The sequence below is a fragment of the Natronococcus sp. A-GB7 genome (genome assembly GCF_029688865.1).
Lineage (GTDB): Archaea > Halobacteriota > Halobacteria > Halobacteriales > Natrialbaceae > Natronococcus.
Map to the genome: position 1 here is coordinate 1 of NZ_JARUKV010000044.1, position 25,305 is coordinate 25,305.

At 52.7% G+C, this 25,305-nt stretch carries 22 protein-coding genes and 2 pseudogenes; 10 read left to right on the forward strand and 14 right to left on the reverse strand.

Annotated elements, in window-relative coordinates:
* Positions 1 to 357: 357 nt before the first annotated feature.
* Positions 358 to 1,482, reverse strand: coding sequence for an HTH domain-containing protein (locus tag QA609_RS23250; protein ID WP_278305006.1), 1,125 nt, complete (start codon positions 1,480 to 1,482; stop codon positions 358 to 360).
* 1,548 nt (positions 1,483 to 3,030) lie between these two features.
* On the opposite strand from QA609_RS23250, the pseudogene QA609_RS23255 reads away from it, so the two are divergent.
* Positions 3,031 to 3,407 (forward strand): annotated as a pseudogene (locus QA609_RS23255) (DDE-type integrase/transposase/recombinase); the annotation flags it as partial.
* A 387-nt stretch (positions 3,408 to 3,794) separates the two neighbouring features.
* Here the strand turns inward: QA609_RS23255 and QA609_RS23260 are convergent.
* Together QA609_RS23260 and QA609_RS23265 are read right to left on the reverse strand one after the other, a co-directional pair.
* A pseudogene (locus tag QA609_RS23260) lies at positions 3,795 to 3,923 on the reverse strand (ATP-binding cassette domain-containing protein); the annotation flags it as partial.
* Positions 3,924 to 4,056: 133 nt separating this feature from the next.
* Positions 4,057 to 4,944: a winged helix-turn-helix domain-containing protein gene (locus QA609_RS23265; RefSeq protein WP_278305007.1), complete on the reverse strand. Its 888-nt coding sequence runs from the start codon at positions 4,942 to 4,944 to the stop codon at positions 4,057 to 4,059.
* A 316-nt stretch (positions 4,945 to 5,260) separates the two neighbouring features.
* On the opposite strand from QA609_RS23265, the gene QA609_RS23270 reads away from it, so the two are divergent.
* Together QA609_RS23270 and QA609_RS23275 are read left to right on the forward strand one after the other, a co-directional pair.
* Positions 5,261 to 6,538, forward strand: a complete 1,278-nt coding sequence (locus tag QA609_RS23270) for a hypothetical protein (protein ID WP_278305008.1) — start codon at positions 5,261 to 5,263, stop codon at positions 6,536 to 6,538.
* Positions 6,535 to 7,398, forward strand: coding sequence for a hypothetical protein (locus QA609_RS23275; protein WP_278305009.1), 864 nt, complete (start codon positions 6,535 to 6,537; stop codon positions 7,396 to 7,398). The genes QA609_RS23270 and QA609_RS23275 overlap by 4 nt, the downstream gene beginning before the upstream one ends.
* Positions 7,399 to 7,609: 211 nt before the next feature.
* Here QA609_RS23275 and QA609_RS23280 read toward each other — a convergent pair whose 3' ends face one another.
* The 3 genes from QA609_RS23280 to QA609_RS23290 form a co-directional block, all read right to left on the reverse strand.
* Entirely contained in the window at positions 7,610 to 7,954 is a 345-nt protein-coding gene (locus tag QA609_RS23280) for a hypothetical protein (RefSeq protein ID WP_278305010.1), read from the reverse strand.
* A 244-nt stretch (positions 7,955 to 8,198) separates the two neighbouring features.
* On the reverse strand, positions 8,199 to 9,074 hold the full coding sequence (locus tag QA609_RS23285; RefSeq protein ID WP_278305011.1) for a hypothetical protein: 876 nt from the start codon (positions 9,072 to 9,074) through the stop codon (positions 8,199 to 8,201).
* Between the two features lie 61 nt (positions 9,075 to 9,135).
* Positions 9,136 to 9,324, reverse strand: a complete 189-nt coding sequence (locus QA609_RS23290; protein ID WP_278305012.1) for a hypothetical protein — start codon at positions 9,322 to 9,324, stop codon at positions 9,136 to 9,138.
* 1,604 nt (positions 9,325 to 10,928) lie between these two features.
* Here QA609_RS23290 and QA609_RS23295 point away from each other — a divergent pair.
* From QA609_RS23295 to QA609_RS23305, 3 genes are all read left to right on the forward strand, one after another.
* Entirely contained in the window at positions 10,929 to 11,663 is a 735-nt protein-coding gene (locus QA609_RS23295; protein ID WP_278305013.1) for a hypothetical protein, read from the forward strand.
* Between the two features lie 370 nt (positions 11,664 to 12,033).
* Positions 12,034 to 13,158, forward strand: coding sequence for an AI-2E family transporter (locus QA609_RS23300; RefSeq protein WP_278305014.1), 1,125 nt, complete (start codon positions 12,034 to 12,036; stop codon positions 13,156 to 13,158).
* Positions 13,159 to 13,663: 505 nt separating this feature from the next.
* Entirely contained in the window at positions 13,664 to 14,962 is a 1,299-nt protein-coding gene (locus tag QA609_RS23305; protein ID WP_278305015.1) for a hemolysin family protein, read from the forward strand.
* Here the strand turns inward: QA609_RS23305 and QA609_RS23310 are convergent.
* Entirely contained in the window at positions 14,946 to 15,344 is a 399-nt protein-coding gene (locus QA609_RS23310; RefSeq protein WP_278305016.1) for a metal-dependent transcriptional regulator, read from the reverse strand. The genes QA609_RS23305 and QA609_RS23310 overlap by 17 nt on opposite strands.
* A gap of 425 nt (positions 15,345 to 15,769) precedes the next feature.
* On the opposite strand from QA609_RS23310, the gene QA609_RS23315 reads away from it, so the two are divergent.
* Complete coding sequence (locus tag QA609_RS23315) at positions 15,770 to 16,660, forward strand: ZIP family metal transporter (RefSeq protein WP_278305017.1); 891 nt, start codon at positions 15,770 to 15,772, stop codon at positions 16,658 to 16,660.
* 54 nt (positions 16,661 to 16,714) lie between these two features.
* Here QA609_RS23315 and QA609_RS23320 read toward each other — a convergent pair whose 3' ends face one another.
* Both QA609_RS23320 and QA609_RS23325 read right to left on the reverse strand, forming a co-directional pair.
* Entirely contained in the window at positions 16,715 to 17,605 is an 891-nt protein-coding gene (locus QA609_RS23320; protein WP_278305018.1) for a phosphatase PAP2 family protein, read from the reverse strand.
* A 75-nt stretch (positions 17,606 to 17,680) separates the two neighbouring features.
* On the reverse strand, positions 17,681 to 18,940 hold the full coding sequence (locus tag QA609_RS23325; protein WP_278305019.1) for a magnesium transporter: 1,260 nt from the start codon (positions 18,938 to 18,940) through the stop codon (positions 17,681 to 17,683).
* A gap of 342 nt (positions 18,941 to 19,282) precedes the next feature.
* On the opposite strand from QA609_RS23325, the gene QA609_RS23330 reads away from it, so the two are divergent.
* Complete coding sequence (locus QA609_RS23330) at positions 19,283 to 20,080, forward strand: hypothetical protein (protein ID WP_278305020.1); 798 nt, start codon at positions 19,283 to 19,285, stop codon at positions 20,078 to 20,080.
* Positions 20,081 to 20,509: 429 nt separating this feature from the next.
* Positions 20,510 to 21,436 (forward strand): phosphatase PAP2 family protein, encoded by a 927-nt coding sequence (locus QA609_RS23335; protein WP_278305021.1) that lies wholly within the window; start codon positions 20,510 to 20,512, stop codon positions 21,434 to 21,436.
* Here the strand turns inward: QA609_RS23335 and QA609_RS23340 are convergent.
* The 5 genes from QA609_RS23340 to QA609_RS23360 form a co-directional block, all read right to left on the reverse strand.
* Positions 21,419 to 21,994: a hypothetical protein gene (locus QA609_RS23340; protein WP_278305022.1), complete on the reverse strand. Its 576-nt coding sequence runs from the start codon at positions 21,992 to 21,994 to the stop codon at positions 21,419 to 21,421. The two genes, QA609_RS23335 and QA609_RS23340, sit on opposite strands and share 18 nt — an antisense overlap.
* Before the next feature lie 64 nt (positions 21,995 to 22,058).
* Positions 22,059 to 22,736 (reverse strand): IS6 family transposase, encoded by a 678-nt coding sequence (locus tag QA609_RS23345; protein ID WP_278305027.1) that lies wholly within the window; start codon positions 22,734 to 22,736, stop codon positions 22,059 to 22,061.
* Between the two features lie 105 nt (positions 22,737 to 22,841).
* The gene (locus tag QA609_RS23350) at positions 22,842 to 23,855 is read right to left on the reverse strand and encodes a CPBP family glutamic-type intramembrane protease (protein ID WP_278305023.1); all 1,014 of its coding nucleotides are present in this window, start codon (positions 23,853 to 23,855) and stop codon (positions 22,842 to 22,844) included.
* A 148-nt stretch (positions 23,856 to 24,003) separates the two neighbouring features.
* Positions 24,004 to 24,300: a hypothetical protein gene (locus QA609_RS23355; protein WP_278305024.1), complete on the reverse strand. Its 297-nt coding sequence runs from the start codon at positions 24,298 to 24,300 to the stop codon at positions 24,004 to 24,006.
* Between the two features lie 2 nt (positions 24,301 to 24,302).
* The gene (locus QA609_RS23360) at positions 24,303 to 24,644 is read right to left on the reverse strand and encodes a winged helix-turn-helix domain-containing protein (RefSeq protein WP_278305025.1); all 342 of its coding nucleotides are present in this window, start codon (positions 24,642 to 24,644) and stop codon (positions 24,303 to 24,305) included.
* 317 nt (positions 24,645 to 24,961) lie between these two features.
* On the opposite strand from QA609_RS23360, the gene QA609_RS23365 reads away from it, so the two are divergent.
* Positions 24,962 to 25,305 (forward strand): TMEM175 family protein (locus QA609_RS23365; protein ID WP_278305026.1); only part of this gene is annotated, 344 nt, incomplete at its 3' end.

Genomic DNA, 25,305 nt, shown 5'->3' on the forward strand with positions numbered 1-25,305 from the left:
CAGGAAGAGCGGTCGGACCGAACTGATACATGGTCCGCCTGTACATAGCAGATTGATATCGATCACAAGATTGCCTGCTTAACCAACATCGGGTACAATAGATGCGTCCCCGTTGGTTAACTAAACAGGGTGGAAGATCGGAGATAGAACGACGATCCAGATACTACGGAGTTGTGCAAGCAAGTGGCTGCTGCTCGAGCGGTGAGCCCATCTGAACTGCCCGGTTGTCCTGGGTGAATTCTGTGGCTGTGAGTGCAGCTACTATGCGTAGCCATGGACCGACTAACCGATGCTCGAGTAACTGTACCGGATTCGGTGGCCAGAACAGGACACTACCAAGTGGATCGCTAGGGTCACCTAGCGGTCAGGTGGGAAAATCGTTCCGAGGAGTGCGTCAGCTGCATCAAGGAGTGTCTGATTCTTCTCGAGGACAGCCGGAACAACGGGCTCACGGCGCACAGTTGTTGTCTGGAACGACAACGCCAGCCGATACCCGCTCTCGTCGACACGGATGAGATCAAGTGCCTCGAGACGGTCTCGATAGTTCCGGATCGTCCGTGCTGAGACGTCTGCTCGGTCGGCAAGCTTACGCTGTGAGAGTCTACTCTCAGCAGTGAGAAGTGTGTGGACGATTTGGCCAACTGTCGGTGGGAGATCAGAGAGTAACTGCGCAGGCTCGAGCGTTCCTAGCGCATAGCGGAGTTCGTCCGGCCGGAGCTCTCGTCGGTCGTCTTCGGTGGCGAGTTGTTGCAGTGCTCGAGCAGCGGCGTACGGCGAGCCGGCCAGTGCGTGGAGCAACGAAACTGTCTCTCGAGTCGGTTGCAAATTCTTCGACTGGAGAATCCGCGTCGCAGTCGATGCGTAGGCAGCCCGGTCGACCGTCGACAGGGAAACGTGGACCGCGAATTCGGGAGCGTCCTCAGCGAGCGCTGCTGGCGTCTCGAGCGAGTGCTCGAGTTCCGGGCGGAGTCGATGGACGTCTTCCCCACGAACAACCAGGGAGCCGATGAGCGTTCCCAGAGGGTCGTTGGCATCGACGGTCGGTGAGAGCGCAGCCTGTCGCTTCTTCTCTCGAGCTTCGAACAGCTGGCGGTAGCAGGCGAACGCACCGTATTTCGACTGAATTGCCGTCGCAATACTGATTGACGTCGCGAGTTCCTTCAGCGAGTTCGTGTCGAGCCCGGACGGGACTCGGAGTTCGCGGGTAACGTCGATCTCGAGAGCGTCGAACAGGTGGATGATCGAGCCAGCAAGCCCGTGAGCCGACCGCATGATCGAACTTCGGAATCGATTACGGTCCTCGTACTCGCCAGCTGAAACCTTCGCAGTGAGGTCCTCGAGGTCGGTTCCCCACTCGATGAACGCCTCCCGAAGCGTTTCCGGATCCTCGAGAGCTTCATCGGAGAGCCCGCCGATACAGCGAGCGTCTCTTAGGATTGCCGGTGGATCCTCCAGGGACTCGAGCCGACTGTCGGTGAGCACTCGGTTGACCAGACGGGGAGAGGCTAACGCTGTCGCGAGACTCACCACGTACTGTAGGGGCCCACTCGCTCGAACAGCGACCACAACTTCCTCCCGGTCGCCGTCGAAGCTCACATACCGAGTGTGGTCCGGAGCGTCCGTTCGGTCCTCAAACGGCGCTTCGACGAGGGTGATGTCGCCGGCTTCCCCACAGCCGACGGCGCCGGCATGTCCTGGACGGTCGAGGTAGGCCGTCCAATAGGGGTTGCTGTCTGTACTGCTGTCATCTCCCTCCCCTCGTGTGCGCGGGGTTACACGGCACTGTTGGTCGGTTGTTCCGGTGTCGCTCACAGCCTCGGTCAGTTCTTGCTGACGGCCGACTTGGGCGTCCAACGTGGCGAGTAGCTGTCGGCCGGCCTCAAGCAACTCGACAGTTCGATCATCGGCGGGTCCGAACTCGGCGATGGGTCCTCGAGCGTGAGGATCCGTAATACGTCAACGCAAACTCGATTCGAAACTCGAGAGTTCCGATTGGGCTATGTTCTGGCCTGCTGAGATCGACTCGGTAGGTCAGCCGAGTTTGGAGAATTCAAGGGTTAAACAGTTAATCGAAGCAGGACTGCTGTCATCGCCAGCTGGTAGACCGACACTCTTTCTCTGGGTCTGAGAACATCATATTTCGAGGAAAGGTTTCCTCCAGATGCGTTCAAGATCGCTCTAGCTATGCTCCATTCATGAAATATACCCGTCGATTTAGACGCCTGGATAAATATAGTGATTTGAATATCGGACAATTCTATCCGGGTGGTCTCTGCTTTGTACATGAGACCGACCTGAACCCCATCCGCCTAGTTCAGTTCGTTCTCCTCGAATGGCCAGTCATTCCTCGTCTGTTTCCTCACTCCACCTCGAGTTTGTCGTCCAGCCTTGGTATCTGGCCAGTTGACGCGCTGGTACTCAACAGTGTCCTCAGTGTTGGAGTACTCGAGGATTTCTGCACAAGGACCGACGTCTTCAGCAGTCGGGTTAGGACGCCCGAGAACACAACGGAGAAAACGGGTTATGCTCTACCGGTAGTCAGTTGCGCCATGATCAACCCGGGAGGGCTGGATCTTCCCGTGCTCTTCGAGCTCGTGGGCGTTGAGCCGCCGCTGAAGATCGGCACTTGAATGGACGACAAAATACGTTTCACAGACGGAGCACTTGTCAACAAGCAGATCGTTTGAAGTCATACTTTTGTTCGGTTTGGGTGTCGTATGTCGACTTATTTCCTCGCTACGCTTGAACTCGTCGTCTTATTTCACGTTATTTATTGGCATTTTCGACCAATATCCGTGTTGGTTTCATCAAGTGTTGGTAGCCGTCACTCGTCTCTTCGAGTTTGTGATCAACCTCAGGCAGCCAGTCAGTTGCTAACTGTCAAACGTACTTCTCAGCCACTGAGGTAACCTTCCCGTAGGTAGCTGGGAATCGAGTCAGTCCGGTGCAATCAATAGGTTGGTCTCACGGCAGTCCAGAGACATCGTTGGTGCTGTTCTTGGCTTTGAATATAATTCTCCAGAGGTCCGGCTCGTTTGAATCACTGGTCAGCAGTTCTGGCTGTACGCGGCCGTCGATTCTCCCCGAACGAATTCTTGCACATACGGCTCTTTACGAAGACTACAACAGCACTGACGCAACGATTTTTGGGAGAGTGTCGCGAGAAACACGACGTCGAGGACGCTGTGTTTCTCGTCGGTCACGCCCAGCATCTAGCAACAGCACTCCAGCGAACCGGGCTCCGATTTCGACCCGAATGACACGAAAATTGGAACGCTGTCGAACGTGTCTTCAGAAAGGTAAAGCAATGTACCTCTTCGTTCAGTAATAGCTTCAGCTACGTCGATCCAACAATCGCCGAAACATGGTTACAAGCCTTCACCGTCTGGTGGAAATCGCTTAACTAAACACGATAGACTCAACGCTGCAAAATCACGTAGTCATCGAATGCTGTCGTCTGCATCACCCAACGGTGGCCGCGGCTTCATATATAAACCTACGACGTCACACACCAGTGACAGTCTACCCTGCCGAGTTGAGAATCACGAGAGAACGACTTCCCGTCATAGCTCTATCTTGTGGCCAGAACCACTTAAACAGTGGACTGCTTAAAAAGAAGGATACTGGCGAACAGTGAGAAAGAGCGCTCTGGACTAACCAGAGACCCTATCAGTACTCATCGAATAGCTCTTGGAACTCTTCTCGATCGCAGTCTTCCATTAGACCAAAGGCAAGGAGAATACGTGCCTTTTGCGGGCTAAGCGTATCAGCACCGATCATCAGATCATCACCGGTGATTTTCCCGCGCCGTTCGGGCCGAGAAATCCGAAGATCTCTCCTTCCTCGATCCGGAGTGAAAGATTATCGACAGCAACGACATCGCCGAACCGTTTGGCGAGACCCTCAATTTCAATCGCGGCCATAGTCACACCTCGACAAGGAGTTTAGAGTTGGTGTTCGATTGTCTATAGGGGCACTCAATCATCGTTTTGATGAGCCGGTATCCCGGTTCGAGAAATCAGTGGCTTAGCCGTGCGAAAATAGAGTTCCCCGTGATCACGGTTCGGGTGTGACAGTTACGGTATCGTCCATTCTAAGAGACAGTGACTCGTCGTTCAGTGTAACGGTGAACCGTGCTTCGAACGGGTCATCAGAGACGATTTCCATTACAATTACGTCGGATGTGATGTACTCGTACAGTTCCCAGAGAGGAACATCGAGTACCGAAATACCGTGTTTCCAGAATAGGGAGAGGACAGCAGGGTGAAACGCGACCGGTACTTCGACCGGCATACTGACCAGGAATTGGCATTCACGACACGAGCTATTGTAGATGTATTGGGCATTTTCACCGTGCTCATACTGGCTAACATCTGTCTCGACGGGGCCGAAACACTCCGGGCAGATACCACCTCGGAGGTCAATGTACATACTCCAGATGCGGTAGCAAAAACTCTCGATGATCTCCGCGGAGGTTCGGTTACGAGTTTGACTTTGTGGGCAGAAATCAGTAACGAGAATCGCGTCACACGACGTGCATCGAATACGAAACTGATCGACGTCGAGCGTTGCCAGAAGTGTCGTTTCATTACAGAACACACAGGCTCCGGAAACCTCCTGATCCTCAAACGCTGACGTACTCTCGTACACACCCGAGCGGATAACTCGGACGATCTTGGTTCCACTATACGTCAGGCGGTATCCGTCGGGTGTCTCACTGACGAACTGTCCGACGAGCTGGTTCAGGTGATATGAAAACTGAGACGAACTATCGATATCGACTGCATCATATAATTCGGTAAACGTCATCGTAAACCGCTGTTCGTGATGCTCTCGCTCCACCTCACTTAACGCCAGTAAAATTTGCAAACGCTGCGAATTTCCAAGCGCGCTGATAGCGTCAACCACCTCCTGATCGATTTGACCGTTTTGATCTACTGCCATAGATAGGTCCACTTCCCACCTGTGCGTCCACTGGGATAAGAACAGTTGCCTCTGTCGATCATGAACTGTAGTTGGTATAACGAGGAGTCTTATTTCCTCTCACTCTCTGATTTGGGGTTTGTCTGGCTGTATAGTATTATCCATGACCAGGTCATCATGCTACGATACAATGCGAAAAGCGGAGATCTGTAACAATGACACCTGCAATCCAGAAAATCAATCTTGGAAAACAACCTCAAATAGATTTGAGTTATATCGCTGGCAATATATAATTCAAGAGACAATATTTATACCGGGTTGAGGAACACAGTACTCTATGAAGCTCTTCGATTTCGTTCGTGAGCGCCAGTGGATTCCGATCACTGGCTACCTAATCTACGTCTCTGCGCTCACGGCGGGCTACTACTACAATCTCACCTTTGTTCAGTTGGGATTGACCGATCTCGGAACGCGAGAGATCGGGATGGCCCCGGAGGATGTTTCGATAGTGATGGCCGTGCTCGCGCTTCTCACGCTTGTCGCCGCCGTCGGCAGTGGCCTCGTAATGGATCGGCGTGGGTGGAGTACCGATCTGTACGTGAAGTTTCGCCTGCTCTTTTTGATTATTCTCGTCCAGTTGTTGCTGACGATCGTTGCTCCGTTCATAAGTACGGTCGAACAGTTCGTGCTCTGGGTTGTCGTCTGTTCAGCCACGCTTGGACTCGGCATCCCGGTGACGTTCAGCTTCATGCTTGATTTCATCCCTGTTAGAGACCGTGGATACGTCGCCGCGGTCGTGGCGGGCCTATCGTTTTTTGTCGCAGCGCTGTATCCAGTCGAGTGGCGGATTGACGAGTTCAGTCTCGTCATGAGCGCGATGATGGTGCCGGCAGTGCTGATTCTGGCCGTCCTTTCGGTAAAGCGGTTCGCGTTCATTGACGTCCTCGCTGGTCAGCACGAACGAAGCACGTTCGGGGTCGGACGGTTTTGCCGACCGACGTCGGTCCGGACGCTGAGCGTCGCGTTCTGGGGACCGGTCCTGTTGATGTTCGGCGTATTCTTCATCGATAGCCTGGGATTTCTCCGGATTATCGAGGAACCGCTCTACATCTATACGTCCTGGCAATCGCCCGACCTGAGCGTTCGGGTGTTCATCGCTGTATTGCACGTCGTCGGAGCACTCGCCGCCGGCGTCCTGTACACGTATTTCGACCGGAACTGGGTGTTCTTCTGGGTATTCGGCCTGTTCGCGTTCACACACCTGCTGTACGTCTTCGATATCCGGTTCGGAATCGGTGAGACGCCGGCACTCATCCTGCCGATGTTCTACGTGCTCGCGGTCAGCTTCTATACAACGCTCAATTTCGCACTCTGGCCGGATCTTTCGACCACCGAGACGATCGGTACGCACACGGCCCTCGGCGTCGGAATCGCGGGGTGGCTGGCGACGTTCATGAGTACCGCACTGGCGCTGTACTCCGAGGGAATTGGACTCCCGCTTGGGGGTCACTTGGCGTACGTGAACGCGCTATCATTGCTGTTCATCGTCGCGCTGCCCGTACTGCTATACGTCCATCGAATATTCGAGTTAGCACGTGGAGAGGTATCGTCATGAATCTAGAACTCATCCCGCTACTGATCATCGTACTGCTCATGATCTCGGCCGGCGGGGTGGACGTCGAAACCACCGAGTTTGTCATTGAAGGCGACCACGAGATCACCGAGCATCGAGGCGCATTGATCGTCGGCGATGCGACCGTCACAATCCCGGACGACGAAACGATCTCCGGACCGGTCTACGTCATCGGCGGCGAATTCCAGATTCACGGGGAAGTCGAAGGCGACGTGACGCAACTGTCGGGGTCGCTCGTCGTTGAAGACGGAGGAACGATCGACGGTGAACTCCAGCACATCGGTGGAAGCGAGGAGTTTGCGGACGAGGCGGCCATTGCTGAGCGATCCACTGTCGAGTTCGCGCCAGCCGAACCCGGCCCAATCGCTGCGTACACGCCGGTCGTGCTGACGACCTTGTTCCTATCCCTCGTCGGGGCGTGGTTCTCCCGAAAGCGTCCAGCGTTACTAGAAAATGTCGGAACGACCGCACGGGACCACCCGGTAATCAGCCTTACCGTGGGCGCACTCCTCTCTGTGACGTTCTTGGCTGTGTTCGTGTTCATGGCGTTTACCCTGGTTCTTTTCCCGGTGAGCATCCTCGGACTTCTGATCGGGTTGGTGACGATCGCATACGGAATCGTCGCACTTGGATATCTTGCTGGGAAGCGGCTGGACACGCCACGGGTTGGGCTGGCGACCGGGCTCGGCGTCGTCGGTATCATGGTGTTGTTACAGGTTGTCGGTGCGATTCCAATCCTCGGCGATCTGATCGCCGGAGGACTTCTTCTGATCGGCCTGGGAGCCGTCGTAGTGACGTACTTCGGGCTACAGGAGTTCGAACCGGTGTCGCTTCCCGAGTGACGTTAAACCCACTACGGAGATACGTTGCAGGACCCAACGCAGGCGTCAGTAGGAACGCCAAGGAGTTTCGGCAGTATGCTCTTTGGACGTGGATAATCTCCGGAAGATCCGTACTGGACTGCTTCGTTCGATCAGTCATCCGCAAGATCCCGCTGTAGATACTCGTGGTACTCTCAACCTCGAATATCGCAACAATCGCATTCCTCTCGAGTCAGATCACATCGACATAATGGATGATATTGGTCACGGCATCACTGAGCCCCGGCCACACTAGCTCCTCGAGACAGTCCTCACCCAACCGCTCACCTTGGTACGTCCGATTCTTGTCGTTGATGGCGACGTGAACGTCGTACCCGTGCTGCTGGCCAAGCTGCACGAGATACCACTGAATCTCCGTATGCACCCGCCCGTCATCGGCGTCGCTCGATTGCTCAGTCTTAGTATCCGGCTCAGAAGGACTCGCAACTGACTCATCAGACCGGAGATCCTGAAACGACTCCTCGACAGAGTTGTACTCTGTCAGTAGCGAATTGATCGCCTGCTCAGAGACACGCATGAACCCATCTATAGACGGAGCAGGCCGAGTGCCTCGGGGCTTGACCTCGATGGGTTTCACCCCTTTCGATGTGGCATACAAGAGACCATGCAAGCGTTTATACGCTCGAAAAACCGAGAACAACGTAACCGATGAACCTCGAACAAGCAGTCGACGAAGCGCTCGCGACATGTGGTATGTCGCGTAGCGAAGAGGCCGAAGAAACAGGCCGAACAGTCGCTACTCTTCAGGACTAACACGCCGCTTAGTCGAGGTTTCGGATTTTATTGGCAAACTCTCCTTTCGCCAGTCCTGGAGTCTCTTTGAGTTCCGGATATCCAGCGCGTTCAACAGCCTCTGTTACGAACTCTATCCATAGCTGTTCGTGCTTTTCCGCGTAGATTTGCTTGGCTTCACTTGGATACAGGTCAAGCTCGTATGCCGTGAGATCGATTTCGACGGCGTGCTTTCGCTCGAGTGTTTTTACACCAAAATTCGAGAGGTGCTTGAACACGACATTCTTCCGGCGAACAGTCAATAGCCGCTTCGATTCGTTGATGTACTCATTGACCCACTCTCGCCAATCGTATGTCTCTGGGTCGACTTCAATGGATGTCTTTGGTATCGAAAAATCTGCATTTAGACGCCGCAGATAGAACTGGGTCAGCGCAACAGCGGTTCGATGGTTGGCGTTCGGAAGTGCATGCATCAGAATTAAATTTGAGGCGAGACGGCCAGCGACCCCTGTTGCTGATCCCTTCCATAACGTTCGATCGAGAACGTCTGGGAGTGCATTGAGGTCGATGCTCTTGTACGCCTCGACAGGGAGTCCTTCTTCTTTCTCGTTTTGAGCAATGAGGGCACGATAAATTTCGAGAAGACGAACGACGATAGTCCTGTTGTCGTCACTCATTTCTTCGAGAGCTGCTTCTAAATTGAAATCAATCTCTCGGACAGGGCCTCCGCCAATACGAGATGTGTAGACAACATAGAACTGCTCGTCAATATCGTATCTCTGGATCTTCACTGCGACGTCATCGCTATAACCGACAGCCTGTGAAACAATTTCAGCAGGATCTGGATGCACGAAATCAAGAGAGAATTGCTTGTCTCCAGGATGGTGATAGTAGATCCGGCTCATCTGTGTATATGATTGTGCTCATCCGTGATATATTCTTCAGTTCGCCATATCACGTTCTTGCTTATTCTACCTCAGTAATAAACTCGAGGACGGGATCGCGACACTCCGAGACCAGAACGCAGATCGCTACGGAAGCGAACAGAAAGTCCTCTTCCTCGACGTCGAGCGCGGATTTGCGCTCGAGCAGCCGGTTCAGAACGACAAAACCGCTGCCGAGTCGGACCAAACTGTCGCGTTCGTTCAGGGCCACCGCTACGTCTCTGCATCTGCGCTCCGAGACAACCTCACTACAACATCTGCTCTCGGAGGAGTAGTCCAGAGAACCCAAAAACGCACCGCCAACACTCAGTTAGTACGGCTGGTCACCAGCAGGCGTCCGAAAGACCTCATTTTCGGGATCGTCCTCAGCCAGTATCCATTCGCCGTCAGCAACAAGCTGCTCAAACTCATCTCGCTCGTAGTCGTAGACCTGTCCAGGAGAGGGACCAACGAGGCGAACTGAGTTGTCCCCAGCATTGAGCTCGTAGAACAACGGCTCACGTTCAGACTGTGGTCCAAGGGCACCCTCCTAGTTCTCGATATCAGCGGTTGAATTCATATCAGACATAGATCACCTACAGACTTTTTGTGAAACCTTTTGTGCTCTTCTCAAGGCTCGAGATTCCGATCCGTAGCCATCCATGACAGCCGCGTTCGAAGAAACTCGAGAATGGGACAGCAGCCGGGGCAGAACTGCCGCTCTCGCCAGTTGGGGAAATACCATCTAAGTCCGTACTTCCAGTAGACTTGTTCTGCTGTTCGACCAGCGACTGTCTTGCTGTCTCGTTTCACCGCTTTGGAAAACTCTGCAGGTATGCACTATACAAGCAATATACACTGCTATCTAAGCGACCACATAAATATAGAAGTTTTCAGTTGGGACAAGTCCGTGGAGAGCCTACAGTATACGACCTCAAATTCAGGCTTCACTCGACCCAGATCAACCCCGATTCAATGTCGTCAAACTCATCGCTCAACCAACTCAGTGCTGCAACGATCACGCTGCCCTCGAGTGCTGTCGTCTGCATCACCCAGCGGTGGCCGCGGCTTCGGATATAAACCTACGACCCCACACAACAGCGGTAGGCTACGCTACTGAATTGAGACTCACAAGAGAACAACTTCCGGTCATATCTCTACTCTGTAGCCAGAACCATTTAAAGGACAGCTACTGAAAGGCCGACTTCGTTCTTCCGACTCGTCATAGAGGCGCCGCTCATGTAGCGATTGGCTGACCGAGCCCGGGTCCTCAAAGGTCTCACATCTTAACCAACAAAGGCCCCATTCTCCTCCCGGGTGTTGGTTAACAGAAGCTTGAGAACGATGACAAGGCCCGGAGTATGACCTACCTCGGACAGTTCGAGTGCGTCGATTGGTCGAAGAGCAGTTCCCAGGCACGAATGGAAATCGCCGCAGAGCGATCCGTTCCAAACTCGAGCCGGCAGCAAACGCAGTCAAGTTCACGGCTTCCGATTTGACAGTCGGTACAGACAGGTTCTCCGAGCGTCCATCAGCGGGAGAGTATCAACGAGTGGCTACGAAAGTACGACGCCGATTTCGTGGCGGCGATCGGTATTGCCGACCTCGGTCAATTCGAGGCGAATGACGACCACGAGCGGGTGGGTAGTACTTCGGGTTCGGCCCGATTGGATCGTCTGAAGACTATATGATGTATCTTGCCTCTGGAACCGGCAACCCGCTGCGATAGATACACGGGCTCTTTGCAGCAGCCGTAAATGAGCAGGATGAAGAGGAAATCACCTGTGAATACGAACCATCATATGATCCGAACAAATATACAGATGCCTGTCACCAATGAAGACGACTAACGCGGAGCACATCGGGATTCTCTGTAGTGAGGATCAACCCGTGTTCACTGCCATCGCTAGACAACTTCGGAACGCAGGACATACGGTCCAGTTCTTTGATCCGCGATCTGAACTCTCTTTAAGTTGCGTTGACAACCTCAATTCACTGGTTAACAAACAGGTCTTTCCAGTCAATCTGCCCGCTCTGAAATATGCACGGAGGACGGGAACATCCTTATGGAACAATCTCGTTGCGACGATCGCGTTGAGTTCACGACTAATTGGGCTCAATGCTCTCGAGGCAGTTGGATTTCGAACGCCCCAAATAACGTTTGAGAAGCCTGAATCCGAGTACGTCGCAAAACCCTGCTATATCTGGCACGGCGACCCCGAACTGAACGGAGAGGGGCAGTTCTATCAGGAACTGATCCCCACAGAGCCTGTCGATTACAAGTACTATGCCGTCAATGATGGCGCCCGAGTCCAGATAGCGGCCAAGCGTGTCTCCTCGAAGCTCTATGGCCCCAAACGATTCCTGAATCGGATATCCCCCAGACCGAGGCTCACGCGGCGTCTGCACACCCTCGTCAATCGACTTGATCTTCGGGGTGTCGGGGTCGACTTCGTCAAAGATAACGAAGACCGGTTCTGGGCTGTAGATGTTAATCTCGCCGCAGGCTATCGGGATAGTGGATTAGAGTCCGCCCTCTACGAGTCAATTAGTGCAGATTTTTCCGACTGATGATCTGAGTCTTGCCCCTCGAACAAGGTACTGAGGAATGAGCTTTTGATGCATACAGCACCGTATCTATAGTAGTATCCAGAAGGTTCTACTCGCTTATTGTATTCAACAAGAGGAAGACCGCTGAAGAGAGGGGATTGCAGATTTCGGCGAGCAAAGACTTCTAGTCGTTACTATAGTACACTATCCTTTTCACCAACTAATAGAACCAATATCCCTCCAGTGACTACTTGACCTGCACGAAGCACTTTGTTTTGTATTGTTTGCTAACGAGCGCCAGGCATGGTGGCATCCAGCTAATCAATAGGTCGGATATGAGTAAGACAGCGCCCAAAGCGTCTTTTCTCTCAGCGGTGTGTGTTCCCTACTTATGGCTCCGAACGGGAATTTCGATACCGAAAGAGTCCCCTCAAGAATCGGATGGTGGATATTCGCATTCGTGCTTGCGGCAGTACTGATCGTAGCACTGAGCGACTATCTCGGCTGGCTCGTATTCGGACTCTTTCTCTATTACGTCGCCCGTCCCATCTCGAGGCAATTAGGACGACAGGGACTCTCAGGAGGGACAGCCGCTGCTATAACGCTTGGACTCGTTGTTCTACCGTTTGTGGGAGTCATCTTCGTCTTGGCGCTGCTCGCAATCGTACAGTTCGCAACACTGGAACTGACCGACTTCGAGGCGGCCGTCGAATTGCTCTTTCCCGACGTGGATACGGACGAACTGCCAGCCACAGAAGCAGAACTGTATCCGTTCGCAGAGGATCTTGCTACTGACCCGACGGTTGCCTCTGTCGGACAGTGGGTGAGTGGTCTTTTGGGCCGGTTCCTTACAGCATCATACCTACTGTTTATTACTTTCCTATTCGCGTTCTTTCTTGTACGCGACGAGCACCGACTTGCAGAGTGGTTCCGGGCCGAAATTCTCGATAAGCGACCTCGCCTCAATGGGTATCTATCTGAGGTCGATAAAGGGCTGCAATCGATCTTTTTCGGATACACGCTGACGATCCTTGCGATTATGCTACTTGCCGGTCTCATCTATACCGGACTCAATACGATCGCCCCGGAAGGACTTGAAATTCCGCTGGTACTGCTACTCGCCATTATTACTGGACTCGCTTCAATAATCCCGCTTCTCGGTCGAACGATTGTTTACGTCGGAATCGTCTGCTATCTGGCGATAATGGCGATTCAGGCGGATCCAACTGCCCTTTGGTTTCCCGTTGCGTTCTACGTTATTATGGGCATTTTCTTCGATGGCCTCATTCGTACCTATGTAAGGCCGGTCCTTTCAGGGCGGATGTTCCCTACTGGGCTGGTTCTGTTCGCGTATATCCTCGGTCCTCCGGTATTCGGATGGTACGGAATTTTCCTTGGTCCGGTTCTTATGGTGGTTACGGTACTATTTGTTCAACAACAGTTGCCAAGACTGCTTCGTGACGAGTCAGACACTAGCAGAGCTGACGATGAACGTAATCAGGAGGTCGATGAGTGAGACACCATTGAAGGGACGTACGGATCGATCATGGAGGCCGCTAAATTATTCGTCTCTGGGTTTAGGGTAGTTGATGCTCTTTCGGGCGGTGATCCACAAAGACTGTTAGAGCCAGAACGAGCGAGCAAGAGGGAGGAACTTGCGATCAAACATCAAATATGCAAATCCGAACGTAGCTAGCCCTACAGCACTTAGCCAAAGTCCCGCAGTAGGTTCTGAGCTTGAAAGCAAAACAGACTGGTACTCGATAAAGAGTCCAAGAACAACGAGAGCACCAATAATAGCAGTATAGCATAACAGGAGTATGGCCTGGAAAACATACTCAACTCCATTATGTCGCATATTCACAGTCCGGTATAGAATGCCATGAATTCATTTTAGAACATATTGCATCCGCTTCACGACGAGTCAACAGACAGCCTGAAAAAGGGTTATCCGTTGATAATTTGACTGGGATGGTCAAAGGGACTACATCCATTGACAGACTGATACCATCAGAGCAGCAATGGAACCGATCACCCTTGGACAACAACTTTCGCCTACGACACTCACGATACTGGGAGTGCTCACGATCAGTGTTCTAATCGGTCTTTCTGCATTTTTCTCCTCATCAGAAATTGCGTTGTTTTCGCTCCCACCGCACAGAGTTGACGCACTCGTTGCAGACAACGTTCCCGGAGCAAAGCGACTCAAGGCACTCAAAACAAACCCACATCGTCTCCTCGTCACGATTCTCGTTGGAAATAATATCGTCAATATTGCGACCTCAAGTATTGCGACAGGATTATTAGCGTTTTATCTCCCTGCTGGACAAGCAGTGATAGTAGCAACATTTGGAGTGACATCACTCGTTCTTTTGTTTGGTGAAAGTGCACCGAAATCATACGCCGTAGAACACACCGAATCGTGGGCGCTGACAGTCGCCCGTCCACTAAAAGTGGCCCAATACCTCCTCCTCCCGCTCGTAGTCGTATTTGACTTTCTCACTCGCCAGTTGAATCGAATTACGGGGGGACGAGCAGCGCTTGAAGAGCAGTACATTACTCGTGAAGAGATTGAAGCAATGGTCCACGCTGGCGAACGTGAGGGCGCGATCGAAGAAGCAGAACACGAATTATTCCAGCGGCTGTTTCGGTTCAATTCGCTTATCGCTAAGGATGCGATGACTCCTAGATTGGATATTGATGCAGTTGATTCTGAAGCAACACCACTGGAGGCACTCACCATCTGCATTGAGAGCGGGCACGATCGGCTCCCAGTGTATCACGATTCACTGGATAACGTTATTGGGATTGTTACCCTCCAAGATTTAGTCGCATCGTCGAGGACCGAGGGTCGCGAGAGAAAACACGTCGAAGCAGTACGTGGACTTGTACAACCGGTGATGCATGTGCCCGAAGGAAAAGCATTAGACGAGTTCCTGCTTGAAATGCGAGAATCGCGTACGGAACTAGCACTCGTTATCGACGAATTCGGAACCAATGAAGGATTGCTCACGCTCGAGGATATTACTGAGGAACTTGTCGGCGAGATCCTTGAACGAACAGAGATACATCCGATCGAGCGGCTCGATGACTGTCGAGCGCTGATTCGCGGCGACGTAAATATTGAAATTGTCAATGAAGTGTTAGCTACCGAGATTCCGGAAGGCGTAGAGTATCAAACGATCTCAGGGTTCGTACTCGACCGTATAGGGCAGATGCCTCGAGAGGGTGATGAAGTTCGCTACCGGAGTGTCACGATTCGGGTAGAGCAAGTAGAAGGCACCCAAATCCAGCGGTTGTTGGTCACTGAGGACAACTAGCTGTGCTATCACACTCTTGTTCATCAAGTGCGTCTCTAATTCGCTCAGCAAATTTTTCGCTGATGTGATGCTCTAACTGGTCTGCCTCTTTGTGAGCAGCTTGTTCCGAATAATCTAGAAACTTCACGAGATACGCCTTCAAGAGCAGATAATGTCGAACGGTTCTAACAGCGATCTGCTGTCCTTCCGCCGTCAAGGTTACTCCTCTATATTTCACACGATCGACAAGTTCTCGGTGTTCAAGCCTGCTAAACATCGCTGAAACGCTGGGCAGAGAAACTCCCATGTGAGCAGCAACCACAGATGTTCGTACTCGCTGCTCAGTCTCCTGCTGGCCATGGTAGATCGCTTTAAGATAGTCCTCCATGGCAACCGTGGTCATATCAGAACACGAATGGGCCCAGAATCTAAAATCTAACCTCTTGATTCTGATGAATCACTTGATAGCGTCCGAATCAGGGCCTGAAGCTACGGAAGATCGTGGCGAGATTTTTTCTGTGATCGTTCTCAGCGGTAGCCATCTTCCCCAACAATCTTGATGTTCCCTTGGCCAAGGCAGTTGCAACGCATGCTCAATAGCTTAAACCCGACGCCATATTACGATTCACCAGACCCAAAAACACGGAAATCGGAACAGCGTTGAACGTGCCCTTCGTGAGATAAAACGACGAATTAACAGATTCTCAACTGTCCAGCAACGCCGAAGCAGACACGCCGATAACTGGCTTCAAGCATCGCCTCCGTATGTAATCAGCTGATCTGAACATTACCCTGCTTCTTATTTATATTGGGACGGAGTCATACTCCATGACCGACCTCCTTACGGTGGTTACCGTCACCGGCGTGGCCGGCCTCGCGACCGGACTCGGTGCGCTTCCCGTGTTCGGTCGCGCTCGCGTCAGCCACCGGGTCTACGACGCCGCGCTGGGGCTTGCGGCCGGGCTGATGGTCGCTGCCAGCGTTTTCGGTCTGATCCTTCCGGGGATGGAGGAGGGGACCCTCGCCGCGGTGATGGGCGGCCTTGTCATCGGCAGGTTGGTGCTGCTCGGCGGCAACTACGCCATCCCCCACCTCCACGCGGAGTACCGCGAGTGGTTCCCGGAGGGGGGCGCGACCGGTGACGACGCGGCGGCGATGTCCCCGCCAGCCGACTCGCCAAAGGCCGCAGTAGCGAGCGGTCAGACCGACGAGTCTGTCCCAGACACCTCTCTCGGCGATCCGACCGCGTCTATTGATGACCCGGACTCGACGCTTCGCAAGGCGCTACTCATCGGCGGCGCGATCACTCTCCATAACGCCCCGGAGGGGCTGGCGATCGGCGTCGCCTTCGCATCAGGGTTAGAGGAGGTCGCACTGCTGCTCGCGATCGTTATCGGACTCCAGAACGTGCCAGACGGGTTCGCATTTGCCGTTCCCATGGGCGAGACGGGGATGTCGAACGCAAAGGTGTTCGTCTACACAGCTCTCTCCGGGTTCGTCCCACAGGTCGCCGCTGGCCTCTTCGGCTTCTCGCTCGTGTCTGTGGCGGCCGGACTATTTCCGATCGCGTCCGGGTTCGCCGCCGGCACGATGCTTGCCGTGGTCTTCCGGGAGCTGATCCCGTCCTCACACGGCCACGGCCACGCCGACGCCGCGACGTTGGCATTTCTGCTCGGATTCGTGGTCGTGATCGCTGTCGACGAATTTCTCGTGGTGTGAGCCGCGCGGACCCGCAGAAGCCTTTCTGCAGCCACTCCCGAAATTAGTACATGTTCACGAGTGTGTCCACGCCGGAATCGCCATCACTACTGCGAGTGAGGCCCCTAAGACTCCGCCAAGGAACGGAAGTGAATACAGGTTGAATGCGACGAGAGCAATGACTAATGGCACAAGAACGATACCTGCGAGAATCCCTCTCGCTGTCTGAGGGCGAATCAGCCCTGAACGCAGGTTTAGTGTGTCCAGTTGCTGACCAAGTAGAAGAAGTTGCCATCCACAGATAGCACCAAGCGCCGCTCCTAAAAGCAGTATACCATCGAAATCCGCACCACCCACAGTAAGGTTGATACTGCTCATAACAATTCCAAGACTGAGTGCAAGCGTTCCGTCGTTCATCGAACTCTGTGAGAGCAACCATTCTGCACCAATCAAGAACAGGATTCCAACCCCAACACCGACAACGACGTCGACAAGATAGTGGACTCCCAATCCGACTCGAGACAGACAGACTACCGTAATAAGGGCTGCTGCCGCCGCGAATCGCCGACGTCGAGAGCTGATCGAGAGGCGGTGTGCGAAGCTGAGATAGACAATTGTTGTCATCAGTGCATGACCGCTCGGAAATCCATAACCACTGGCTGCTGCAGTAACCTCATAGAGTGGCTGAACCGTCCACGGTAACGTCTCGACCTCTACTAACGGGCTTCCAGGACGTGGTAGCGCAAAGATGTGCTTAAGGACACTGATTAGTGCTAATCCGGCGATTGTGAAGCCGATCAGGACGGCAGCATCATCTCGTTTTGTCGCGTAGAACCAGTACGTTGCTCCAACAAGTAACGCAAGAAACCAGACGTCACCCAGCTGGGTGAGCAGCGCACTGAAGATAGCTGCCCAATCCGGAATGATATCTTGGATAACTCCGAATTCGCCGATGCCACGGGACATGAGACTGCTAACCGGTGAGTCGTCTTAAACAGTCGGGAAAAAGGAAACACAACAATGACCGTTACGGTCGGCAATTCACAGTAGGATTGCCTGAGCTAGTCCGAGGAAGACGAAAAAGCCCAATACGTCAGTTGCTGTGGTGATGAAGATCGTCGCAGACGTAGCTGGATCGAACCCAAGTCGGTCGAGCAGGAGCGGCGTCAACGCACCAAAGAACCCTGCGATAACCAAGTTGGCAACCATCGAGATCCCAATCACAGCACCGAGAAGGACGCCGAACTCACCGAACGAGAAGGCGATAGCGATGACAGCGACAAGTGCGCCAGTGATGACGCCATTTGCAGCACCGGCGATTACCTCATTGACGATTACACGCTTGCCGGTATTGAGGGACACTTCGTTCAACGAAATCCCCCGAACAGTGACCGCCATTGCTTGCGTACCAGCGTTTCCACCCATACCGGCGACGACGGGCATGTAGGCGGCGAGAATAGCGACGGCAGCGATCGTTGACTCGAATAGCCCGACGACCGCTGCAGCCATAAACGCCGTGCCGAGGTTGAGAATTAGCCATTTGTATCGCCGCCGAATCTTCTTGCCAGGTCCGTCAAGGACACTCTCCTCTTCGTCGACACCGGTGAACTCGTAAAGGGTCTCGCCTCGTGCTTCCTCAAGCAGCCTCAGGAGGTCGTTGGCGTGGATTACACCAAGAATATCGTCCTCCTCATCGAGGACTGCAACGTTGCGCTCACGGTTCTGGCGGAAGACCTCCAGTACTTCCTCGTCGTCACGGTCGTACCGAATGTGTGGTGTTTCCTGCACATAGTCCCGAATCGTCTCGGTCTCTTGATCAGCCACAGAGAGCGCCGCACCCGGAAGCTCACCTAAGAGGTCATCCTCCTCAATAACGAAGATCGTCGGTACTCGGCCCGTCCGGTTCTCAAAGCGTCGGACACGCTCAGTTACCTCGGAGAAATCTTGCTCCTCATCGACAGTGACGTAATCGAGATTCATCAGACCGGCCGCGCTCTCGGGATTGAATGACAACAAAAAGTCGATCTTCTCTCGGCGTCGAGAATCGAGTGTTGCAAGCAACGCATCACGGGTACCCTCGTCAACGTACCCGAGAACGTCTGTCACTTCGTCCGGGTCAAGCCGATCTATGAACCGCTCTAGTTCTGATCGACTCATATCCACAACAAGTGCTTTCCGTACATCCTCAGGAAGGGCGAAAAACATCTCTCGCCACTCGCTCCGCGGGAGATCCGTAAACGGAGTGGATGGCGTTGGGGACATCGCGATTGTCTCCTGTGTGTCCCTCAGTTGACTGTCCATAGTCAGATCCCACATATGGGACACTAAACAGTACCGGAACTACCTCTGACTATTTGATGAATGGACAGCAGCTGCGTTCAAAACCTATCTCAGTTTTCTACTCTTAGGAATCAAGCACCAATAGCGATCTCCTCTATCGGCCGTTGGTTACTAGAAGGCGATGTTATCCTTTGAACTCAAAACAATATCGAAATATCACCTTCTAAATCGACTGTCAGAGTATAATCGGGGTACGGAACCTATATCGATCAAGAGTGGTAGCATGTGACCTGTACCGGATAGTACGGTTGATTTTCAAAAAAGGCCTATAACAATTGAGAGAAAAAACAAATACGAAGTAAAATGGGAGAACCAACCACGCAGCAAAACTGGATTACGCAGTATGACTCAGCGTCGTGGCTTATAGCGGCCATCGGGTCAGTATTGGGCGTTTCAGGACTCGCGTACGTAATCACCCATCCCGAACCGATGGCAGTGTGGCTGACCGAGCTAGCACTGGTTAGTCTCCCAGCCGCAGCAATTGTCTCTGGCGGCTATTGGGTCGCAAAACATCGACTTCCGCGGGAGGAGAAATGGAACATAGCAAAATGGTGTCTCGCTGGTGCAGTCGTTGCGGGGCTGCTCGTGGTTGGCTATATTGGCGCCGAACAGATTGGTGGTGAGACCGTACTCAACCCGGAACTTCTCGTTATTCTCGGTGCATTAGGTGGCTCCCTCGTTGCATTGTTTGCCTCGGTTTCGACTGAACGACGATATCTCGAGACGACAGTCACTGCTGATAACCACCTCCAGCTGGATAGCTTGGATACTGAACCGTTCTCCGCTGAAGCACAAGCGTTCGCGGAGCTAGCACTTGATACTCGCTCTTGGAACGTCATACATGCGTTGAGGCTATCTGAAGGCCCTCTCGGTATAGAGAAGATCGCATCTCAGATCGCGGCGATTGAGGAGACAGATGAGCAGGACGTCTATCTTGACCTAGTTCACGTTCGTCTCCCAAAGCTCACCGATCGGAACTTGATCACCTATCATTCGGATATTGATATCGTTGAGCTCAGCGACCGAATTGGCGCAGTAGCGGACGCCAGTGACGAATTGTCAGCAGCAGGCGAGAAAGTCGCCCTGAAAGAAAGCAATTGATCCACAGCAGCCCTCTTCTAATCTGTAGAAGGCTTCCAACTCCTTGATTCGTCGTTCCAATAGCTCGAGCAGAGCCTTCGTCTGGGTTCAGTGTACCACAAGTCGAGCCAGAGGGAGCAACTTTCGGCTCAGCACAAGATAAGCAAGTCCAAACGCACCTAACCCAACTGCGCTCGTCCAGAGACCAAGTGTGGGATCTGTAGCAGATAGCAAAACAGAATGATACTCAATGAGGATCCCCAGGCCAGTCAGAGAAACGGTAACAACGGTATAGAAGAAGAGCAACAGTATCTGGAGGAGGAGTTCAATTCCGTGAGTGTGCATAGGATTCGTTTGCTGCGCACCATTGTAAATCCGTTTCTGGCGCCAGAATTTATCACAGAGTGATCACATCACATTCGTTAAGACGATCCACCGATTACCGCGAGTATGTCTCGAGGTATCGGGGAATTCGGTGTAATTCAAGAACTCATCCCAGAATGGGCAGCAATTTTCGTTGCGCTTCTCACTCAGTTTGGTGACGTCTGGTTTCTCGGTCTACTGGTGGGGGGAATGTACTGGTTACATGCAACAAAGCGAGATGAGGCTGCGGTCATACTCGGATTCACGATTGCTGGATTAGCACTCATTAGCCTTCTCAAGCATATTTTTGCACTACCACGGCCAGACCAGCTGTTGGTACCAGTTGAAACGGTTCCGCTGATCATTCAACCTCTCTACGAGGCTACTGGGACAGCGAGTGGCTATGGATTTCCGAGTGGGCATGCACTGATGACGACGATCGTCTATCTCAGTCTCGCACACCGGCTCTCAATTAGTACCCGTCGTCGCCGATTTGGCGGCGCAGCACTCCTCATTGTGCTGGTTTGTCTCTCGCGAGGTGCATTGGGTGTTCACTATCTCGTGGATGTTATCGCTGGTATCGGTGTCGGGATCGCCTTCCTTCTTGGTGCAGAGTTGCTTTTATCCCGATATCCATCGGACCAAGCTTCAGTCGCGTTTGCACTTGCTGTTGTCGCCAGTGCTATCAATCTCGGTGTTGGTGGAGGTGATCTTGACGGTATATTGCTCCTCGGGACTGCTCTTGGTACGTTTGGTGGGTGGCAGCTTTTCGTCCTCGGACAACAGATCTCTCTTCACGAGTGGTCTCTGAGCAGAGACAGTCCGCTACGTACAAGAGGACTTCTTGCGGGTGGTGCGTTGGCACCACTAGTCGTTGTGGTAGGGATATTCCATCTGTTTTCACTTCCCGCCTACGGTGGAATACTGGGACTCGTGCTTGCAATTTTCATTCTCGTTCCATTATTGAGGCAGACTATACCACAGTCCTCGGGGAGTCTACAGAGAGGTACCTGATCCGTCGAAGTGATCAATCGTCTCTCCGCTGGAACCAACCGCCTGAAACTGTCGACTGCCATCCGGGCTAATCTCTGTACGCAGTATGTATCGCGTGCTTTCGCTCACCTTGAGATAGGGCCGCTCTGCAGACGAGTACACATCACGAGGGTCCTTTCCCCAGGCACCATCACCAAGATAGAGGACACCATCGTCGGAATCTGTTTCACCATTCTGGAGTCGATGCGTCCGTTTGTAGGCGTGATCATCGTGCTCGAAGACGGCATCAACGTTGTATTCCTCAAATAGTGGTGTCCAGTGTTGGCGAATATCTCCCCGCTCTTCGCCTTCGATCGGTTTCGCACAGGGATAGGCTGGGATGTGGCTAATAGTCAGCAGATGGTCGCGATCGGCACGTTCAGCGAGAGCGTTCTCGAGCCATTCTGTTTGAGCTCCCGCAACATCGGTCGTATGATTCGAGTCCAGGAGCAGTATCGACAGGTCAGTCCCGATATCCAAGGCCCAGTATGCGTGCTCTCGATGGATGTTGTCGAATTGACACCTGGTGTGCGTGAGCACACTCGCAAGACGTACAAAGCCACTACTAGTTGTGATATCGAGGGATACGGATAGATGGCACTGTCTAGTCCAGCACCTCCTCAGCTGGCGTTTTTCCATCGAGCGATTGATGCGGTCTCTGGTGGTTATAGTAATGCACAAACTGCTCAATCCATTCGCGTGCGCTCGCCCGACTGCCCACCCACGAGTTATGGAAACGGTCAACCCGCATTTTGAAGGTGTGAAACCACTTTTCGATGAGGTTTCGCTTGGTATAGTTCACCCGACCGTTCAGTCCTAATCGAGCAAGGGCAGTCCGATGACCAAACTGATCGACGAGAAACTCAGCGTTCGAGAGATCGTGTCTTTCGCGGAGTCCATGCAGAAACGCAGCCGCCGGATCAGTGCCGTGCCGACCGAACAACGCGACGTCGAGAATCAACTTTGTGTCGATGTCTATTGCGGCATACAACCAAGGCCACTCGCCGTTGATTTTGACAGCGGTCTCGTCAACAGCGACCCGCGACGGCGACGCCGTCGGCGGGTCGCGTCCGCTGTCAGCCAGCCGATGTACCCAATTCCAGACCGCTCCGTGAGATCGTTCAACGCCTAATTCAGCGAGAATCGTTGTTGTCTCCCGCAGAGAACAACCGGTCTGATGGAGGCGGACGGCGAACGCCCTGACGGGCGTCGCCGTCCGCTCGTTCTCCCAAGATTCTTCTAAATCCGCATCGTAGCTCTCGCTGAGCAGGTCTGCGAGCAGTAATCCAAATCAACTCAACGGCCTGCTCACTTCTCAAACTGGCTCAACTAGACAGTGCCGGATGAGGTATTCTGTAATATATCTGTAGTGTACAGCTACTGGGTATTATATGGCACCCGGATTACTAGAATCGGTATTCGGAAAAAAACGTTTTGTAGTTGAGAGATCACCATAGGTTCGAAAGACCCAGAAACAAATGAGGAAGACACCGACTAGCAGCCGTACGATCCACAACTCAACGCTGACAGCGAGTGATGGTGACGTAGCCCACTCTGCAATAACAACCGACGGAAATGTTAGTTCAGGATCAACGGAAATCGGCGACTGGAGGATCGAGAGAATCGCTACACCACCGAAGTGAACGCCAACTGGCAATCCAAGCTGTCCAGTGAGCACGTACGCCGTTGCGAACAGAATCCCACCAGCAGCACTTGTGACTACCGCCGAGAGCCCGCCACCAAGGAGGTGCAATGCCCCAAACAATGGAAGACTTACCACAACTGCAACAAGAACGGCTGTCGTTCGGCCAAGGTAACGCCCATGAAGTCCCTCCGCTGTGGTAGGGATCACAATTGCCCGGAAAATCACTTCTTCGAATAAATTGTTACTGAGGTAAAACATGACGAACACTAACAATACAGCGGGAGCAAAAACCATTTCATTGACCCCGAGACCTGTGAATTCTACATTGAGGGTTGAATAACCTCGCAGGACCTGATAGCTGACGGTGCTCACGCTGGCAATGATGCCAATAAGTACACCGGCAATGAAGTCACTAACCCATCGACCGGAAAAAGCAAACCCGTAGCTACGCACAGATCGTCGATCAAGGCGCGAAGCAACCACCAATCCGGCACCTCCCGAGAGAGCAATCAACACTGTCAATGTCATCAGACCAATTGCAGTAATGAGGACCGCATTCCCTCCAGTGAGATTTTCTCCGGCTACAATGTTCAGGAGCACCTCAACAAGCAAGTGACCAGCAACGTAGAACGCAACTGCAGTGAGAAGTGGAATAAGCACTCGCCAAGTCGCCCGCAACCGTGGATCAGCTGAACTGTATAGAAGCTTGTCAACGGTGGTTCGTTCAGTATCGTTGTCGACTGTTGATTTGGCCATATGAGACGATACAGAATGTAGCATAAAATATCGCTAATCACAGCTTCAGAAGCAGAATATGCGGCACAACAAAAATAGATCTTATCTCGAAAACTCAGTGCGATATAGCGGCGGTATTACAGAATATGGGTGTGCTGTGAAGCTGATTTCAGGGCTCCATTGTGATTGCATAGAGGATACTAAGGAACGCAAAGACATTTGTTACTTGGTAAACCGTTACTATCCAGAACTGTGAAATGTCGATAACCCTTGTAATGATCGTCATTGCGAGTTCAGGAATGATAATTGCGGCGAACCCGAGAGCAAGAAACAGCATAGGGCGGCTATGGTTTCGTCGATAGCCCTGAAATGCGATAGTGATGATTGCAAGGCCAAGAACGGTCAAAACAATAAACAAACTTCCCTGTACGACGCTTTCGAACGATAGGACGATGATCGGTATCATGCTCACATCTCCTCGATGAGTCTAGTAAGCCGGTCTGCTGCCGTGCCAGTACGTTTTATTGATAGTTCGAACCCGTCCTCAGTGAGCGAGACTGTTAGCTGGTGCACGTTCGTTTTGTACACCTTGTAGTGATTGCCATCACGCTCAGGAATCGTCGACGCAACCACGAGGTCATGTTCTTGAAGTGTCTCAAGGCGCCGATAGATTGTCACCGTCGAAACATCACAGCGCTCTGCGAGTACACTTGCCGACATGGGTTCTGACTGTGCGTGAACGAGGATGGATCGGGCAACGGAATCTTCAAGCACACCGCCGATAGTCTCGACATCGCACTCCTCGCTCATACCTACCACTGCATTTCTCACGCCGTAAGGTAAACGCCACAGTTTCAGGGTTTGAAATCGTGGGTAAAAGGTTGTATGACCAATATATAGCACTAGTAGCTCACAAAGCGTCCTGCTTACCTGGACTGAACCCGCAGTTTCATCCCGATCAGTAGTGATTGGCGGGAGTTCTGACCGAAGATTAAGCGGAGTCGTCGTTGTCGGCGGCTGACTGCCGCCGACGCGACAGCGTTGTCACTGCAACCACAGCTACCATTTCGCCAAACTGCGAGCCATGCTTAAGTATTGTGGCTCGAGAATAGACGTACGAGACAGTAATGGCCAGTCGTAGACGCAGATCCCGGCACACCATCCGATATTCCGACACCAATAGATCTTACAAGCACCTCAAAAACCGTAACTCCCTACCAGAAGGTAGCTATGGGCCAGAAAGCGAATGGTTTTCACGTCTGCTCTCGCTCAGCAACGGTGTTTTCGGGATCTCGCTCACATTACTTGTTTTAAGTATCTCTGTTCCCGCAACCAATCCATCTGAGAATCTTGACCAAGCACTTCTCGAGTTGCTACCAAACGCAATTGCGTTTGCACTCACCGTATTCATCGTCGCGCTCTATTGGCACAATCACAATGTGCTCTTTGAGTCGTTCCGCGGAATCGACCA

Excerpts from the sequence above, each read along its gene's own strand:
- QA609_RS23265 (WP_278305007.1), bottom strand. The coding sequence starts at position 4,944 with ATGGCAGTAGATCAAAACGGTCAAATCGATCAGGAGGTGGTTGACGCT.
- QA609_RS23270 (WP_278305008.1), top strand. The coding sequence starts at position 5,261 with ATGAAGCTCTTCGATTTCGTTCGTGAGCGCCAGTGGATTCCGATCACT.
- QA609_RS23275 (WP_278305009.1), top strand. The coding sequence starts at position 6,535 with ATGAATCTAGAACTCATCCCGCTACTGATCATCGTACTGCTCATGATC.
- QA609_RS23280 (WP_278305010.1), bottom strand. The coding sequence starts at position 7,954 with ATGCGTGTCTCTGAGCAGGCGATCAATTCGCTACTGACAGAGTACAAC.
- QA609_RS23285 (WP_278305011.1), bottom strand. The coding sequence starts at position 9,074 with ATGAGCCGGATCTACTATCACCATCCTGGAGACAAGCAATTCTCTCTT.
- QA609_RS23295 (WP_278305013.1), top strand. The coding sequence starts at position 10,929 with ATGAAGACGACTAACGCGGAGCACATCGGGATTCTCTGTAGTGAGGAT.
- QA609_RS23300 (WP_278305014.1), top strand. The coding sequence starts at position 12,034 with ATGGCTCCGAACGGGAATTTCGATACCGAAAGAGTCCCCTCAAGAATC.
- QA609_RS23305 (WP_278305015.1), top strand. The coding sequence starts at position 13,664 with ATGGAACCGATCACCCTTGGACAACAACTTTCGCCTACGACACTCACG.
- QA609_RS23310 (WP_278305016.1), bottom strand. The coding sequence starts at position 15,344 with ATGACCACGGTTGCCATGGAGGACTATCTTAAAGCGATCTACCATGGC.
- QA609_RS23315 (WP_278305017.1), top strand. The coding sequence starts at position 15,770 with ATGACCGACCTCCTTACGGTGGTTACCGTCACCGGCGTGGCCGGCCTC.
- QA609_RS23320 (WP_278305018.1), bottom strand. The coding sequence starts at position 17,605 with ATGTCCCGTGGCATCGGCGAATTCGGAGTTATCCAAGATATCATTCCG.
- QA609_RS23325 (WP_278305019.1), bottom strand. The coding sequence starts at position 18,940 with ATGGACAGTCAACTGAGGGACACACAGGAGACAATCGCGATGTCCCCA.
- QA609_RS23330 (WP_278305020.1), top strand. The coding sequence starts at position 19,283 with ATGGGAGAACCAACCACGCAGCAAAACTGGATTACGCAGTATGACTCA.
- QA609_RS23335 (WP_278305021.1), top strand. The coding sequence starts at position 20,510 with ATGTCTCGAGGTATCGGGGAATTCGGTGTAATTCAAGAACTCATCCCA.
- QA609_RS23350 (WP_278305023.1), bottom strand. The coding sequence starts at position 23,855 with ATGGCCAAATCAACAGTCGACAACGATACTGAACGAACCACCGTTGAC.
- QA609_RS23355 (WP_278305024.1), bottom strand. The coding sequence starts at position 24,300 with ATGATACCGATCATCGTCCTATCGTTCGAAAGCGTCGTACAGGGAAGT.
- QA609_RS23360 (WP_278305025.1), bottom strand. The coding sequence starts at position 24,644 with ATGAGCGAGGAGTGCGATGTCGAGACTATCGGCGGTGTGCTTGAAGAT.